The 14,305-nt window shown below is 69.2% G+C and carries 13 protein-coding genes; 9 read left to right on the top strand and 4 right to left on the bottom strand.

The genetic code is table 11. The annotated features are described in order from the left end of the window. Positions 1–51 precede the first annotated feature (51 nt). A complete protein-coding gene (mutT, locus tag ABID41_RS17870) occupies positions 52–456 on the top strand; it encodes an 8-oxo-dGTP diphosphatase MutT (protein ID WP_331929095.1) in 405 nt (134 codons plus the stop codon). A gap of 276 nt (positions 457–732) precedes the next feature. Further along, the gene (locus tag ABID41_RS17865; protein ID WP_354298340.1) at positions 733–1,602 is read left to right on the top strand and encodes a kinase; all 870 of its coding nucleotides are present in this window, start codon (positions 733–735) and stop codon (positions 1,600–1,602) included. A 57-nt stretch (positions 1,603–1,659) separates the two neighbouring features. Here the strand turns inward: ABID41_RS17865 and ABID41_RS17860 are convergent, their stop codons facing one another. Together ABID41_RS17860 and ABID41_RS17855 are read right to left on the bottom strand one after the other, a co-directional pair. Beyond that, a complete protein-coding gene (locus ABID41_RS17860; RefSeq protein WP_354298339.1) occupies positions 1,660–2,055 on the bottom strand; it encodes a DUF4168 domain-containing protein in 396 nt (131 codons plus the stop codon). Between the two features lie 152 nt (positions 2,056–2,207). Continuing rightward, complete coding sequence (locus tag ABID41_RS17855; protein WP_354298338.1) at positions 2,208–3,119, bottom strand: methyltransferase domain-containing protein; 912 nt, start codon at positions 3,117–3,119, stop codon at positions 2,208–2,210. Between ABID41_RS17855 and ABID41_RS17850 the strand changes: the two genes are divergently transcribed. From ABID41_RS17850 to ABID41_RS17830, 5 genes are all read left to right on the top strand, one after another. Next, positions 3,118–3,903, top strand: coding sequence for a ComF family protein (locus ABID41_RS17850; RefSeq protein WP_435530035.1), 786 nt, complete (start codon positions 3,118–3,120; stop codon positions 3,901–3,903). The genes ABID41_RS17855 and ABID41_RS17850 overlap by 2 nt on opposite strands. Before the next feature lie 33 nt (positions 3,904–3,936). Then, a complete protein-coding gene (grxC, locus tag ABID41_RS17845) occupies positions 3,937–4,194 on the top strand; it encodes a glutaredoxin 3 (protein ID WP_331929220.1) in 258 nt (85 codons plus the stop codon). A gap of 51 nt (positions 4,195–4,245) precedes the next feature. Further along, a complete protein-coding gene (locus tag ABID41_RS17840; protein ID WP_354298337.1) occupies positions 4,246–5,079 on the top strand; it encodes a carbon-nitrogen hydrolase family protein in 834 nt (277 codons plus the stop codon). Continuing rightward, positions 5,076–5,507, top strand: coding sequence for a DUF1178 family protein (locus ABID41_RS17835; RefSeq protein ID WP_354298336.1), 432 nt, complete (start codon positions 5,076–5,078; stop codon positions 5,505–5,507). The genes ABID41_RS17840 and ABID41_RS17835 overlap by 4 nt, the downstream gene beginning before the upstream one ends. Positions 5,508–5,577: 70 nt before the next feature. After that, positions 5,578–6,990, top strand: coding sequence for a M20/M25/M40 family metallo-hydrolase (locus ABID41_RS17830; protein ID WP_354298335.1), 1,413 nt, complete (start codon positions 5,578–5,580; stop codon positions 6,988–6,990). Positions 6,991–7,155: 165 nt separating this feature from the next. Here ABID41_RS17830 and ABID41_RS17825 read toward each other — a convergent pair whose 3' ends face one another. Continuing rightward, entirely contained in the window at positions 7,156–8,445 is a 1,290-nt protein-coding gene (locus ABID41_RS17825; RefSeq protein WP_331933075.1) for an OmpP1/FadL family transporter, read from the bottom strand. A gap of 158 nt (positions 8,446–8,603) precedes the next feature. On the opposite strand from ABID41_RS17825, the gene ABID41_RS17820 reads away from it, so the two are divergent. Continuing rightward, the gene (locus tag ABID41_RS17820; RefSeq protein ID WP_354298334.1) at positions 8,604–10,832 is read left to right on the top strand and encodes an arylsulfatase; all 2,229 of its coding nucleotides are present in this window, start codon (positions 8,604–8,606) and stop codon (positions 10,830–10,832) included. Positions 10,833–11,153: 321 nt separating this feature from the next. After that, a complete protein-coding gene (gene clpB / locus ABID41_RS17815) occupies positions 11,154–13,736 on the top strand; it encodes an ATP-dependent chaperone ClpB (protein ID WP_331933073.1) in 2,583 nt (860 codons plus the stop codon). Positions 13,737–13,808: 72 nt separating this feature from the next. Here the strand turns inward: clpB and ABID41_RS17810 are convergent, their stop codons facing one another. Beyond that, entirely contained in the window at positions 13,809–14,231 is a 423-nt protein-coding gene (locus ABID41_RS17810; protein ID WP_354298333.1) for a hypothetical protein, read from the bottom strand. Positions 14,232–14,305: the final 74 nt, after the last annotated feature.

The following is a 14,305-nucleotide window of genomic DNA, read 5'->3' as shown; positions in this document are numbered from 1 at the left end:
GGCGCTGACTCACCGGCTTGCATTCAGGCGCGGACCCCGCGAGGAAGCAGCATGAGCAAACGCATGCTGCTGGTGGCCGCGGCCGCCCTGATCGATACCGATGGACGGGTGCTGATCTGCCAGAGGCCGCCAGGCAAGCAGCTCGCCGGGCTGTGGGAGTTTCCCGGCGGCAAGGTCGAGCCGGGCGAAACCCCGGAAGAGTGCCTGATCCGGGAGCTGGACGAGGAGCTGGGGATCAGGGTGGCGCAGGCCTGCCTGGCCCCCTTCGTTTTCGCCAGCCACACCTACGAGGACTTCCACCTGCTGATGCCGCTCTATCTCTGCCGCAAGTGGGAGGGGTTCGTGACGGCCAAGGAGCATTCGGCCATCGCGTGGGTGAAGCCGGCCAAGCTCGGCGACTACGAAATGCCGCCCGCCGACGGGCCGCTGGTCGCCTGGCTGAGAGACTTGATCTGAAACGGAAAAGACCCGCGGCGAGCTCGGATCGCCGCGGGTCTCTCTTCATGGGGGCGGGGCTAACCGCCTACACCTTCCAATGCAGGTCCAGCACTGGACGCTCGCAGGTTGCGCCCGAGTCTGTGTCGAGGGCCAGCCCCATATTTGGTATTGGTGCGGACGAAATGTCGCATCTGTCGCGGTTTGGGCCGGTCGGGGTCGCGCCGGCTCCCGCCTGTCGCCGGTGGTGACGCGTCGGTTCGGTTGCTAGGTTCGGGCCATGGAGAGACCGGTGCGATGAGGCCGTCCTGGCTGGCCCAGTTCCTTGCCGATGAGCGGTTGCCCGAAAGCTACGGGGCCTTTGTCGAGGAGGTCGCGCGTCCGCTGGCCGACGACATCGCCGGGCGCGCTGATGCGCCGGGCCTGGTGGTCGGGATCTGCGGCGCCCAGGGCAGCGGCAAGTCGACCCTGACGGCGGCGCTGGCGCGTCTTCTGGAAATGCGCGGGCTGAAGGCGGCGGTGCTGTCGCTGGACGACCTCTACCTGACCCATGCGGAGCGGCAGGCTCTGGCCGCGCAGGCGCATCCGCTGCTGGCCACGCGTGGCGTGCCGGGGACCCACGACGTCGCCTTGGGAGAGCGCCTACTGGTTGAACTCGACCAGCCGGGTAGCGTGGCCCTACCGGCCTTCGACAAGGCGCGAGACGACCGGGTGGCGGGGCCTTCCTTCGAGGGGCCGGCGGACGTGGTGCTGTTCGAGGGCTGGTGCGTCGGAGCGCGGCCGCAGCGGCCGGAGGACCTGGCCGTTCCGATCAATGATCTGGAGCGGAAGCGGGATCCGGACGGAGCCTGGCGGGCCTATGTGAACGAAGCGCTGGCCGGACCCTATCGGCGGCTGTTTTCGCGGATCGATCACCTGGTCCTGCTGCAGGCGCCCGGCTTCGAGGCGGTGCTGGGCTGGCGGCTCGAGCAGGAGCGCAAGCTGCGCGAGCGCCTGGCGCGGGAGGGGCGCGACCTGGCGCGGGTCATGAGCGATGAGCAGGTCCGGGCGTTCGTCCAGCACTACGAGCGCCTGACGCGCTGGATCCTGGCCGAGATGCCGGGGCGCGCCGACATGGTCGTGCCTTTGGATGCGGCGCGGCGGCCAGTAGCCGCGCGCGGGGCCTGAAACGAAAATGGCCGCCCCGAAGGACGGCCATTCCCGATATCGACGTCGCTGGGGGCCTTAGGCGGCCGGGGCGGCGTTCAGGACCTCGGTCAGGCGCGCGCGCAGGGCGGCGTCCTTTTGGACCGCGTTCGACATGTCGTTGTACTTTTCGGCCGAGAGGCCGCTGGCCTGCACGGCCGCGCCCATCTTGCCGATCATTTCCTTCTGCACTTCGGCCTTGGCGTTGGCGTCAGTCGCGGCGGTGATCTTGGGGCCGTATTCGCCGTTGATCTTCTGGATTTCGGTCATGGCCGCGCCGAAGGCCTTCAGGTCTTCGTCGGAGAAACCGCCCGCCGCGGGAGCAGCCGGCGCCGCAGCGGCAGGAGCTTCCGCCGCCGGAGCGGTCTGGGCTTGGGCGGAGGCCGCGGTGGCGGCGACGCCGAGAAGGCCAGCGGCCAGGATAGCAATACGCATGAACAGCAGTTCCTATGGCAGTTGTAGTCGAGCCACTCCCACCCTAAAGCGCGAGCGCGGCTAAAATGCGACACACCAAATTTTTTTGAGCGGGTTTCGCCGAACTGCCCGTTCTGCGGGCGTTCCCAGCCAGGCTGCGAGCATACGGCGTACTAGTCTTCCTGACGGGGCAGGGGATGTTCCTTCACGCCGAGGGCGTCGGCCAGGCGCATCTTGGCCGAGCCGGGTTTCAGGGGCTTCTGCTGGCTTTTGTCCGGGGCCCAGCCGGTCAGGGTGAGGATTTCGAAGGTGGCCGGCAGGCGGCCGTCGGGCTCGGCGAAGCGCTCGGCGTAGACCTCGAAGGCGCGGGCCAGGATGGCGCGGGTCAGCCTCTTGGGATGGCGCTCGGCCAGCACGCTGGTCTCGCCCATGGCGCGCAGGTCGGCCAGCAGCTTCAGCGGATGGGAATAGCGGACGGTCACCCGGTCCACGTCGGCGACCGGCAGGGCGAAGCCCGACCGCTGCAGCAGCCCCGCGGCGTCATAGGCGTCGGCGAAGGGCGAGATGCGCGGGCCGGCGCCCCCGGTGAGTTCGGCCTCGGCGGTCAGCAGCGACTGGCGCAGCTCGGTGAGGGTGGCTCCGCCGAGGAAGGCGCCGATGAAGAGGCCGTCCGGCTTCAGCGCCCGGCGCATCTGGATCAGGGCGCCGACCACGTCATTGGCCCAGTGCAGCGACAGGGTGGAGACGATCAGGTCGAGCTTGCCGGCCGCGAAGGGCAGGCGCTCTTCGTCGGCCACTAGGCGCGGGCCGGCGCGGCCCTGGAGCATGCGGAGCGAAAGGTCGGCCTCGATCAGGGTCCCGACCCGCTGGGCCGCGTCGCTCATGGCCAGCGCCTCGCGGAAGGCGCCGTTGCGGGCGCCCAGATCGACGGCCAGCGGAAACTCGCGCATGATCGCCTCAAGGCGCACGACGGCGTCCTCGGCGGCCCGGCGCTTGAGGAAGTCGGCGGCGGCGTAGCCGGGGGCGGCCCGATCCAGGCGGAGGCGGAGCAGGTCGCGGTCGAAGAGGCGGGGCGGGGCGGACATGGACTATCCAGATGGCGATGCGGCGGCCTGGTGGAAACCCGGTCCCCGAACGAAAGCGGCGGTTCGTACCGCGCTCGACCTGCTTTTCCCACCCCAATCGCTGGGCGACGGCGCCGCATCGATGACCAGCGGCTTCAACGCCGATGCCTGGATGCGCATCCCGTTCATCGACGGACCGCTGTGCGACGGGTGCGGCGCGCCTTTCGAATATGACCTGGGCCGCGGCGTCCGCTGCGCCGACTGCATGGCCAAGCCGAGGGCGTTTTCGCGGGCGCGGGCGGCCTGCCTCTATGACGAGGCTTCGCGCGGGCCGATCCTGCAGCTCAAGCACGCTGACCGCACGGACCTGGCGCCGATGTTCGCCCGCTGGATCAGCCGCTCGGCGCGCGAGCTGCTGGAGGAGGCCGACGCCCTGGTCCCCGTGCCGTTGCATCGCAGCCGCCTGCTGGGCCGCCGCTTCAACCAGGCCGCCGAGATCGCCCGGCCGCTCAGCCGGATCAGCGGCGTGGCCTATCTGCCGGACAGCCTGGCGCGGGTGCGCTCGACCGGCACCCAGGGCGGCAAGTCCGCCTCCGGGCGGCGGCGGAACGTGGCGGCGGCCTTCGCCGTGCCGCCGGCCCGGCGGCGTCAGGTGGAGGGGCGAAACCTGCTGCTGATCGACGACGTCATGACCACCGGGGCCACCTTGGAGGGGTGCGCGCGGGCGCTGCGGACCGCCGGCGCGGCGCGCGTCGATGTCGCAGTGGTGGCGAGGGTTAAAGAAGCCGCAAACCGCGCCATATAGAACCGAACCCGTCCACACGTATCAGATGAGACAATGGCCGACGTCACGATCTACACCAAGCCCTACTGCCCCTACTGCATCCGCGCGGTCTCGCTGCTGGAGAAGAAGGGCGTGGATTTCACCGAGATCGAGGCGGCGACCGATCCTGCGAAGCGCCAGGAGATGATCCAGCGCGCCAACGGCCGCGCCACCTTCCCGCAGATCTTCATCGGCGAGCAGCACATCGGCGGCTGCGACGACATGATGGCCCTGGAATACGACGGCAAGCTGGACGCCCTGCTGGCGGCCTAGAAGGCGCGCTGTGGACTTGACCTCACGCGTGGCTGACCTATCGGGAAGGTCATGACCCTGCGCGTCGGCCTGATCCAGACACGTACCCCCGCCAGCCAAGCGGCGGCGCTGGCCCATGTGGCGCCCCTGATCCGCGAGGCCGCGGGCCAGGGCGCGCGCTTTATCGCCACGCCGGAGGCGACGAACATCCTGCAGCGGGACAAGGCCTTGCTGCTGCCCCAGCTCGCCTTGATCGAGGACGACATCGCCGTTCGCGGCCTGCGCGAGCTGGCTGCGGAACTGGGAGTCGCGATCCTGATCGGCTCGGCCCTGGTGAAGCGCGAGGACGGCAAGGCGGCCAACCGCGCAGCGCTGATCACGCGGGCGGGCGAGATCGTCGCCACCTACGACAAGCTGCACATGTTCGATGTGAATCTGCCCACCGGGGAGACCGCGCGCGAGAGCGAGACCTACGAGCCTGGCGCGCGGGCGGTGACCACGGCGGTCGAAGAGCTGAAGCTTGGCCTGACCATCTGCTACGACGTGCGCTTCCCGGCGCTCTATCGCGCCCTGGCGCTGGCGGGCGCGGAGGTGATCGTGACGCCCGCCGCATTCACCCGGCCGACCGGCGAGGCGCACTGGGAGATCCTGCTGCGGGCCCGCGCCATCGAGACTGGCAGCTTCGTGCTGGCCCCGGCCCAAGGCGGGTTCCACGAGGACGGCCGCGGGACCTGGGGCCGGACCATGGCCATCGGGCCGTGGGGCGAGGTGCTGGGCGTGCTCGATCACGACGAGCCGGGCGTGCTGGTCGCTGATCTGGACCTGTCGGCGGTCGCCAAGGCGCGGGCGGCGATCCCCGCCCTGGCCAATGCGCGGGCCTTCGAGGCGCCTATATCTCTCCTATGATCCGCTACGCGCTTGTCTGCGACGAGGCCCATGAGTTCGAGGGCTGGTTCGGGTCGTCCGACGACTTCGAGGATCAGTCCGCGCGCGGTCTGGTCGCCTGCCCGGTCTGCGACAGCCATGCGGTGCGCAAGCAGATCATGGCGCCCTCGGTTTCCGGCACGAAGAAGAGCACGGCGACCGACCTGCCGCCGCAGATGCGCTCCATGGTCATGGAGGCCATGAGCCGGGTGCGCTCGCACGTGGAAGAGAACTTCGACTATGTGGGCGACGCCTTCGCCGACGAGGCGCGGGCGATCCACGAGGGGCGCTCGGAGGATCGCGGCATCTATGGCGAAGCCTCGCCGAAGGAGATCCGCAAGCTGACGGAGGAGGGCGTGCCCATAGCCGCCCTGCCGCCCGCGCCGCCGAAGAAGACCGAAGTGAACTGACGGCGAGCTGCGCCGTTGCCTGCGCTCGGCGCTGCAAATAGGCTCGGCCTCAGTTCATGGGGAGCCTTCAATGATCCGCACCATTTCCGTCGCCGCCCTGCTGGCGGCGACCGCCCTGGCGAGCCCCGCCATGGCGCAGGACCTGCGTCCCGACCAACTGGCGTTCCGCGACCTCTACAAGGAACTGATCGAGACCAATACGACCCTGTCGTCGGGGAGCTGCACCGCGGCGGCGCAGGCCATGGCCGCGCGAATGAAGGCGGCGGGCTATGCCGACGCCGACCTGCAGGTCATCGCTCCGGCAGACCGGCCCAAGGACGGGGCCCTGGTCGCGACGCTGAAGGGAGCGGACGCCAAGGCCAAGCCGATCCTGCTGCTGGCCCACATCGACGTGGTCGAAGCCAACCGCGCCGACTGGGAGCGCGATCCCTTCAAGCTGGTGGAGGAGGACGGCTTCTTCTACGCCCGCGGCGCCAGCGACGACAAAGCCCAGGCGGCGGTCTGGACCGACACCCTGATCCGCTTCAAGCAGGAAGGCTTCCAGCCGCGGCGGACCCTGCGCATGGCCCTGACCTGCGGCGAGGAGACGCCGGACACCTTCAACGGCGTGCAGTACCTGATCGCCAACCATCGCGACCTGATGGACGCCGAGTTCGTGCTGAACGAAGGCGCGGGCGGGCGGCTGAACGAGGCGGGCGAGCGCGTCTCGCTGGGCGTGCAAGCCGGCGAAAAGGTCTATCAGGACTACACCCTGGAAGTGACCAACATCGGCGGCCACTCCTCGGCGCCGGTTCGCGACAACGCCATTTATCACCTGTCGGCCGGGCTGGCGCGGCTGGCTGATTACGACTTCCCGGTGGAGCTGAACGACGCCGTGAAGGCCAACTTCGAGCGCATGGCGACGATCGAGGGCGGCGCCAGCGGCGCGGCCATGGCGGCGGTCGCCAAGAACCCGAGCGACGCGGCGGCGGTCGCCACCGTGGCGCGCGACCCGGGCCGCAACTCCATGATGCGGACCACCTGCGTGGCGACCATGGTCAATGCCGGCCACGCGCCCAACGCGTTGCCGCAGCGAGCCCGCGCCAACGTGAACTGCCGTATCCTGCCCGGCGAGGGCGTGGAGGAAACCCGCCAGGCTCTGGTCAAGGTGCTGGCCGACGACGCGATCAAGGTCACGACGGTCGGCTCGCCCAGCCCGGTCTCGCCGCCCCCGACGCTCAGCAAGGACATCATGGGGCCGATCGAGAAGGTCTCGGCCAAGCTGTGGCCAGGCGTTCCAGTGGTCCCGGTGATGGCCACGGGCGCCACCGACGGCCGCTTCCTCAACGCGGTGGGCGTGCCCGCCTATGGCCTGACCGGTTTCTTCAGCGAACTGGCCGGCAACGGCGCCCACGGGCTGAACGAGAAGATGCGCGTCCGCTCGCTCTACGAGGGCCGCGACTTCCTCTACGAGGTGGTGAAGATCTACGCCAACCAGAAGTAAGGCAGATCCTGCCCCGTTGGGGGAAATGGCGCGCGAATGCGCGACGGAGGGGGCCGCCGAGAGGCGGTTCCACCCCGTCGACGCCGCCCTCCGCTGGCGGGGAGGCCCCCTCAGTCAGCTTCGCTGACAGCTCCCCAGCGGGGGAGCATCTAGCTCGTCTCGGGCCTAGAACGTCTTTCGCAGGCCCAGCGACAGCACGTAGCCTTCGCCCTGGACGTCGCCGCGCAGGCGGGTCGTGGTGGCGGCGGGCGTGCCTTCGTAGAAGGTCGTGTCGTGCACGACGTCGGTCTTCTCGAAATCGATATAGGCCAGTGCGGCGTCGACCTTCAGGCCTTCGGCCACCGTGGCGGTCGCGCCGACGCCATAGAGCCAGCGGTTTCCGTCAGGCACCCGGGCGGTGCGGGCGTCGTCGGGGGTCGGGGTCGGGTCGTACTGCACGCCGCCCCGCAGGGTCAGGCGATCGTTGACCGCATAGTCGATCCCCACCCCGCCTGAGGTAGTGTCCTCGTAGTCCTGGCGCAGCACCTCGCCCCCGCCGCCTTCGAACCTGACATTGATGGCGTCGAACTCGCCCCAGCCGATGCGCTGGACCTGGGCGTTGATGGCCAGCTTGTCGGTGGCCTGCCAGCGGCCGCCGAGGGTGGCGATCCAGGGCGTGGTGAACTTGGCCGAGCCGGGGCCGTCGCGGTTGGCGGCGGCCAGCGGGCCGACCAGACCGCCGACGAACACCGTGCCGTCGAGGTCATGCTCGATCTTCGAGCGATAGCTGGCGCCCAGGGTGAACTGGCCGAAGTGCGCCTGGCCGCCGACGGTCCAGCCGAAGTCCCAGCCGTCGCCGCTGAGCTGCGAGACCCCGTCCGGCAGGGCCGGCGAGAGGTTCGGATAGGCGGTCGACAGCTTGGCGTCGGCATACTGCGCGCTCACCCCGACGCCAAGGTCGAGCCAGTCGGTCACCTTCATGGCCCCGGTGAGCTGGATGTCTGCGGTGGTCAGCCGTGAATGCAGCGCATCGTACCGGGCCCAGGACGTGGGCCGGTAGTCGGTGGTGAAGTTGTAGGGCGCGGCCACCGACAGGCCGAGGGCGAAGCGGTCGCCGATCGGGGTGGCGATGGCGAAGTTCGGCGCGATGCCGTCCTCGATCGGGTTGAAGGCCCGCGGCTCGCCCTGGACGGGAATCGTGGTCCCGCCGGGATAGGTGATGGTGGAGCCGTGGTTCTCGACGGTGGCGTCCACGAACACGGCGTGCATGCCCAGATAGGCCTCGCGGCCCGAGCGCGCGATGGCGGCCGGATTCCACCACAGGGAGTCGACGCCCTGGTCGGCGACCTCGCCGGAATAGGCGCGGCCCGTGCCCTTCACCGACTGCTCCTGCAGGTAGAAGCCGGCGGCCTGGGACTGGCTGGCGAAAAGGGCTGCAGCGGTCGTCGACGCCGCGAGGAGGGTCAATCTGTTCATGGAACTGGTCTTTCGAGGAGGAAGGTCAGCGCTCGGATCGGTTGTCCTCACAACACCCGAGGCGGCGGCTTAGTTGCAAAGCTCAGCTTTTGCGCCGCCTTGCCTTCCCGCCGCGGAGGAGTCACAACGGAAATTAAATTGGCATTAAAGGTGTCAAAATGTCCGGAGCGAAGATCGGCAGGACGCTGGCGGAGTCCACCCCCTACTGGCCCGAACGGCCGAAGCCCCCGAAGGGCGCGCCCAACATCCTGGTCGTGCTGTTCGACGACGTCGGCTTCTCGGATTTCGGCTGCTACGGCTCACCGATCCGCACGCCCACCATCGACGCCCTGGCGGCCGAGGGCGTGCGCTATACGGGCTTCCACACCACGGCGATGTGCTCGACCACGCGGGCGGCGCTGTTGACCGGACGCAATCATCATTCGGTGGGCATGGGGTGTCTGGCCAACTTCGACTCCGGCTTCCCCGGCTATCGCGGCAAGATCGCGAGGGAGGCGGGGACCCTGCCCGAAATCCTGCGCGGTCATGGCTATGGGACCTACATGGTCGGCAAGTGGCACGCGACGCCGCTGAGCCAAACCGGCGCGTCCGGCCCCTATGACGGGTGGCCGCTGGGGCGGGGCTTCAACCGCTATTACGGCTTCATGGACGCCGAGACCGACCAGTTCTCGCCGGAACTGGTGCGCGACAACACTCCGGTGGAAGCGCCTGCGCGCTACGCCGAGGGCTATCATCTCACCGAGGACCTGGTCGACGAGAGCATCCGGTTCATCGCCGACCACATCGCCGACGCGCCTGAACAGCCCTGGTTGCTGTGGCTGGCGCTCGGCGCCTGCCACGCGCCGCACCAGGCGCCGATGGACATCATCAGGAGCTATGACGAGGTGTTCCAGGCTGGCTGGGACGCCGAGCGCGAGCGCCGCCTGGACCGCCAGAAGGCGTTGGGCGTTGCGCCGCCCGTCACTCGCCTGCCGCCGCGCAACGACGGGGTGAAGCCCTGGGCCGAGCACAGCGAGGAGGAGCGCAAGGTCTTCACCCGACTGCAGAGCGCCTTCGCGGGCATGTTGGACCATGCCGACCGTCACCTGGCGCGGCTGATCGCCTTCCTCGAGGCGGCGGGCGTCAAGGACGACACCCTGATCCTGGTGCTGTCGGACAACGGTGCGAGCCAGGAGGGCGGGCCTCTGGGCATGGTCAACGCCATGGGCCCCTACAACATGAAGTTCGAGCCGATCCCCGAGAAGCTGGCGCGGCTGGAGGATATCGGCGGCCCCGACAGCCATTCGAACTTTCCCCACGGCTGGGCCCAGGCGTCCAACACGCCTCTGCGCCGCTACAAGCAGAACACCCATGGCGGCGGCATTCGCGATCCGCTGGTGGTGAGCTGGAAGAACGGCCTGGCGGCCCGCGGCGAGTTGCGTCACCAGTTCGCCCATGCCTGCGACCTGGCCCCGACCATCCTCGACCTGCTGGGCCTGGAGGCCCCGGAAACCATCGCCGGGGTCGCACAGGCGCCGATGGAAGGGGTGAGCTTCGCCGCATCCCTGACCGACCCGGCCGCGCCCTCCAAGGCCGAGCCGCAGTACTTCGAGATGTTCGGCCACCGCGGCCTCTGGCAGGACGGCTGGAAGGCGGTGGCGTTCCACCCGCCGGGCGCGCCGTTCGACGCCGATCGCTGGGAGCTCTATCACCTCGACGCCGACTTCTCGGAAACAGAGGACCTGGCCGAGCGGGATCCGGCGCGGCTGGAGGCGATGGTCGCCGAATGGTGGCGGCAGGCCGAGCGGTGCAAGGTGCTGCCGCTGGACGACCGCTTCGGCCCGCGTTTCGCCGAGAACGCCCAGCGCCACCAGGGCGCGCGCAAGCGGTTCGTCTTCCACAAGGGCATGGGCCATGTGCCGACCGACTGCGCGCCGGACGTGCGCTCGCGCTCCTATTTCATCGAGGCCGACGTCACGGTGAAGGATGGCGACGAGGGCGTGCTGGTGGCCCACGGCGACGCCACCAGCGGCTATTCGCTGTTCGTGCGTGACGGGCGGCTGCACCACACCCTGAACATCGGCGGCCTGCGGACCACGGTCAGCTCCGACCGGGTCATCTCGCCGGGCCGGCGCAAGCTGGGGATGCGCTGCCTGCAGGGCGACAGGCGGCGGTTCACCCTGACCATCGACGGCGCGCCCGCCGGCGAGATCGCGACCCACATGGGCTTCCTGACACTGATCTCCTGGTCGGGCCTGGACATCGGCCGCGACCGCGGCAGCCCGGTCGGCGACTATGCCGAGCCCTTCCGGTTCAGCGGGGCGTTGCGGACAGTGACGGTGACCATGGACGCCGATCAGGACCTAGACGGGGAAGCGGTGGGCGTGGCCGAGATGGCGCGAGAGTAGCTGCCTTGAGTCGGCCGCCGGCCGGGCGGTACTTGTCGCCACCAAGCTACGCGGACTGAGCTCCACCTTAGGGAGTGTGGGGGAAGCCTAGGTCTGGTCGCGGTCCCGCGGACCCCAATTCGATATATCTGGCGGCGTTGAGCCGCGCGCAGGTGCGTCCTAAGCTGCGGCGCGGGCGGTGATGACCTTTGTGGAAAAGCCGCCGAACTGAGATTTGGCGGCCAGATCGGCTTGTGTTGCGTATTGGCAACACTACATCCCGTCGAGGCGAGGCTGTGCTTGATAAGGCGGCCCCGCCAATCCGCCTATCGAGGGGAACGCATGAACATCGATCTCTATTCCGACCGCGCCAAGCAGGCCATCCAGTCGGCCCAAAGCCTGGCCCTGGCGCGCCGGCACCAGCAGCTTGCGCCCGAGCACCTGCTGAAGGTCCTTCTGGAAGAGAAGGACGGACTGTCCCGCGCGCTGATCCAGAGCGCCGGCGGGCGTCCGGACGAGGCCGACAAGGCCGCCGACGACCTGCTGGCCAAGCGGCCGAAGGTCGAGGGCGGGTCGGGCCAGCTCTACATGGCGCCCGAGACTGCGCGCATCTTCGCCGAGGCCGAGGCCGGGGCGAAGGCCGGCGGCGACGCCTTCGTCACCACTGAACGCCTGCTGATCGCCATCGCCAAGGAAGGCGGCGACGCGGCCAAGGCGCTGAAGGACGCCGGGGCCAAGGCCTCGGCCCTGGAAGACGCCGCCAAGGCCATGCGCAAGGGCAAGACCGCAGACAGCGCCTCGGCCGAAGAAGGCTATGACGCGCTCAAGCGCTACGCCCGCGACCTGACCCAGGCCGCGCGCGACGGCAAGCTCGACCCGGTGATCGGCCGCGACGAGGAGATCCGCCGCACCATCCAGGTGCTGTCGCGCCGGACCAAGAACAACCCGGTGCTGATCGGCGAACCCGGCGTCGGCAAGACCGCGATCGTCGAGGGCCTGGCCCTGCGCATCGTCAACGGCGACGTGCCCGAGAGCCTGAAGGACAAGCAACTCCACGCCCTCGACATGGGCGCGCTGATCGCCGGCGCGAAGTATCGCGGCGAGTTCGAGGAGCGCCTGAAGGCGGTGCTGAACGAGGTCACCCAAGCCGAGGGCTCGATCGTCCTCTTCATCGACGAGATGCACACCCTGGTAGGCGCCGGGAAGACCGACGGGGCCATGGACGCCTCGAACCTGCTGAAGCCCGCCCTGGCGCGCGGCGAGCTGCACTGCGTCGGAGCGACTACGCTGGACGAGTACCGCAAGCACGTCGAGAAGGACGCGGCGCTCGCCCGTCGCTTCCAGCCGGTGTTCGTCAGCGAGCCCACGGTCGAGGACACCATCTCGATCCTGCGCGGGCTCAAGGAAAAGTATGAGGTGCACCACGGGGTGCGCATCTCCGACAGCGCCATCGTGGCGGCCGCGACCCTGTCGAACCGCTACATCACCGACCGCTTCCTGCCCGACAAGGCCATCGACCTGGTGGACGAGGCCGCCAGCCGTGTGCGCATGGCCGTCGACTCCAAGCCCGAGGAACTGGACGAGATCGATCGTCGCGTCGTGCAGCTGAAGATCGAGCGTGAAGCCCTGTCGAAAGAAAGCGACGCGGCCTCGAAGGCGCGGCTGGAGCGGCTGGAGGAAGAACTCGACGACCTCGAGGCGCAGTCGCAGGAAATGACCGCCAAGTGGAAGGCCGAGAAGGAAAAGGTCACCTCCGCCGCCCAACTGCGCGAGGCCCTGGACCGGCTGCGCGCCGAACTGTCGACGGTTCAGCGCCGCGGCGACCTGCAGCGCGCTTCGGAGATCGCCTACGGCGAGATTCCGCCGCTGGAGCGCCAGCTTGCCGAGGCCGAGGCCAAGGCGGCCGAGGATGCGGTCTCGCCCGAGGTCGTGGACTCCCAGCAGATCGCCGCCGTGGTCAGCCGCTGGACCGGAATCCCGGTCGACAAGATGCTGGAAGGCGAGCGCGAAAAGCTGCTGACCATGGAGGACAAGCTGCGCGGTCGCGTGGTCGGTCAGGAGGAAGCGCTGGTCGCCGTCTCCGACGCAGTCCGCCGTGCGCGCGCGGGCCTGCAGGACCCGAACCGCCCGATCGGCTCGTTCCTGTTCCTGGGCCCGACCGGCGTCGGCAAGACCGAGCTGACCAAGGCCCTGGCCGAATTCATGTTCGACGACGAGAGCGCGATCACCCGGCTCGACATGTCGGAGTACATGGAAAAGCACTCGGTCAGCCGGATGATCGGCGCGCCTCCCGGCTATGTCGGCTACGACGAGGGCGGGGCGCTGACCGAGGCGGTGCGCCGCCGGCCCTACCAGGTCGTGCTGTTCGACGAGGTCGAGAAGGCGCACCCCGACGTCTTCAACGTGCTGCTGCAGGTGCTGGACGACGGTCGCCTGACCGACGGCCAGGGCCGCACCGTCGACTTCCGCAACACCATCCTGATCATGACTTCGAACCTCGGCTCCGAGTTCCTGGCCAACCAGGCCGAGGGCGAAGACATCGAGGACGCGCGACCGATGGTGATGGAGGTCGTGCGCCGCCACTTCCGGCCGGAGTTCCTGAACCGGATCGACGAGATCATCCTCTTCAAGCGGCTGGGCCGCGGCGAGATGGACAATATCGTCGGCATCCAGCTTCAGCGGGTCGAGAAGCTGCTGGCCGATCGGCGTATGTCGATCGTGCTGGACCAGGCGGCCATGCACTGGCTGGCCGACAAGGGCTACGACCCGGTCTATGGCGCCCGGCCGCTGAAGCGGGTGATCCAGAAGGATCTGGTCGACCCCATCGCCCGCAAGCTGCTGGCCGGCGAACTGGACGACGGCTCGGTCATCCAGGTCGGCGCCGATGCGAACGGCCTGGAGATCGGCAGGGCCAAGGTCCACTAAGCCAGGGCCCACAGACGAAGACGCCCCGGACGATGCCGTCCGGGGCGTTTTTGTTTCCGCTTGGGGCGAAGCCTAGAGCTCGACGTTGACCGTGCGGCCGCCACGGATCTCGATCCGCCGCATGACGGCGATGTCATCGCCGGTGGCCGGCGCGACCGGCTTGCCGACCGTGATCACGTACCAGGCCCCGTTGGCCAGGCCGGAGAAGCTGAAGCGGCTGTCGGCGTCGCAGACGGTGCGCTTGACGAAGGCCGAGTAGTCGCCGCTGGGCGCCGAGGGCGTGCGGGCGCGGACTTCCTCGGCCGGCAGGGCGGAGCGCTCGGCCGACTTGTAGAGGATGGTCATGCGCCGGCGCGTCCAGGGCGTTTCCGGCGTCAGCACCACGCCGGCCCCGGCGCAGCTAAACCGGGTCTGGCCGGAGCGATGGGTCAGGCGGCCGACGACACGGCCCTGGCCGGGCACCGCCGACCAGGAGAAGTCCTCGGCGCGGAACACGCCGGCCGACGGCGGACCGCCGCTCCCGGGCGGCGGAGGCGGCGGGGGTCCAAGGGTCGGGGCGCAAGCGGCGA

The sequence above is a fragment of the Phenylobacterium koreense genome, from assembly GCF_040545335.1.
Classification (GTDB): domain Bacteria; phylum Pseudomonadota; class Alphaproteobacteria; order Caulobacterales; family Caulobacteraceae; genus Phenylobacterium; species Phenylobacterium koreense.
This window is presented reverse-complemented; position numbering and strand designations above follow the sequence as displayed.

Excerpts from the sequence above, each read along its gene's own strand:
- ABID41_RS17860 (WP_354298339.1), bottom strand. The coding sequence starts at position 2,055 with ATGCGTATTGCTATCCTGGCCGCTGGCCTTCTCGGCGTCGCCGCCACC.
- ABID41_RS17820 (WP_354298334.1), top strand. The coding sequence starts at position 8,604 with ATGTCCGGAGCGAAGATCGGCAGGACGCTGGCGGAGTCCACCCCCTAC.
- mutT (WP_331929095.1), top strand. The coding sequence starts at position 52 with ATGAGCAAACGCATGCTGCTGGTGGCCGCGGCCGCCCTGATCGATACC.
- ABID41_RS17855 (WP_354298338.1), bottom strand. The coding sequence starts at position 3,119 with ATGTCCGCCCCGCCCCGCCTCTTCGACCGCGACCTGCTCCGCCTCCGC.
- ABID41_RS17840 (WP_354298337.1), top strand. The coding sequence starts at position 4,246 with ATGACCCTGCGCGTCGGCCTGATCCAGACACGTACCCCCGCCAGCCAA.
- ABID41_RS17825 (WP_331933075.1), bottom strand. The coding sequence starts at position 8,445 with ATGAACAGATTGACCCTCCTCGCGGCGTCGACGACCGCTGCAGCCCTT.
- ABID41_RS17865 (WP_354298340.1), top strand. The coding sequence starts at position 733 with ATGAGGCCGTCCTGGCTGGCCCAGTTCCTTGCCGATGAGCGGTTGCCC.
- ABID41_RS17830 (WP_354298335.1), top strand. The coding sequence starts at position 5,578 with ATGATCCGCACCATTTCCGTCGCCGCCCTGCTGGCGGCGACCGCCCTG.
- ABID41_RS17835 (WP_354298336.1), top strand. The coding sequence starts at position 5,076 with ATGATCCGCTACGCGCTTGTCTGCGACGAGGCCCATGAGTTCGAGGGC.
- clpB (WP_331933073.1), top strand. The coding sequence starts at position 11,154 with ATGAACATCGATCTCTATTCCGACCGCGCCAAGCAGGCCATCCAGTCG.
- ABID41_RS17850 (WP_435530035.1), top strand. The coding sequence starts at position 3,118 with ATGGACTATCCAGATGGCGATGCGGCGGCCTGGTGGAAACCCGGTCCC.
- grxC (WP_331929220.1), top strand. The coding sequence starts at position 3,937 with ATGGCCGACGTCACGATCTACACCAAGCCCTACTGCCCCTACTGCATC.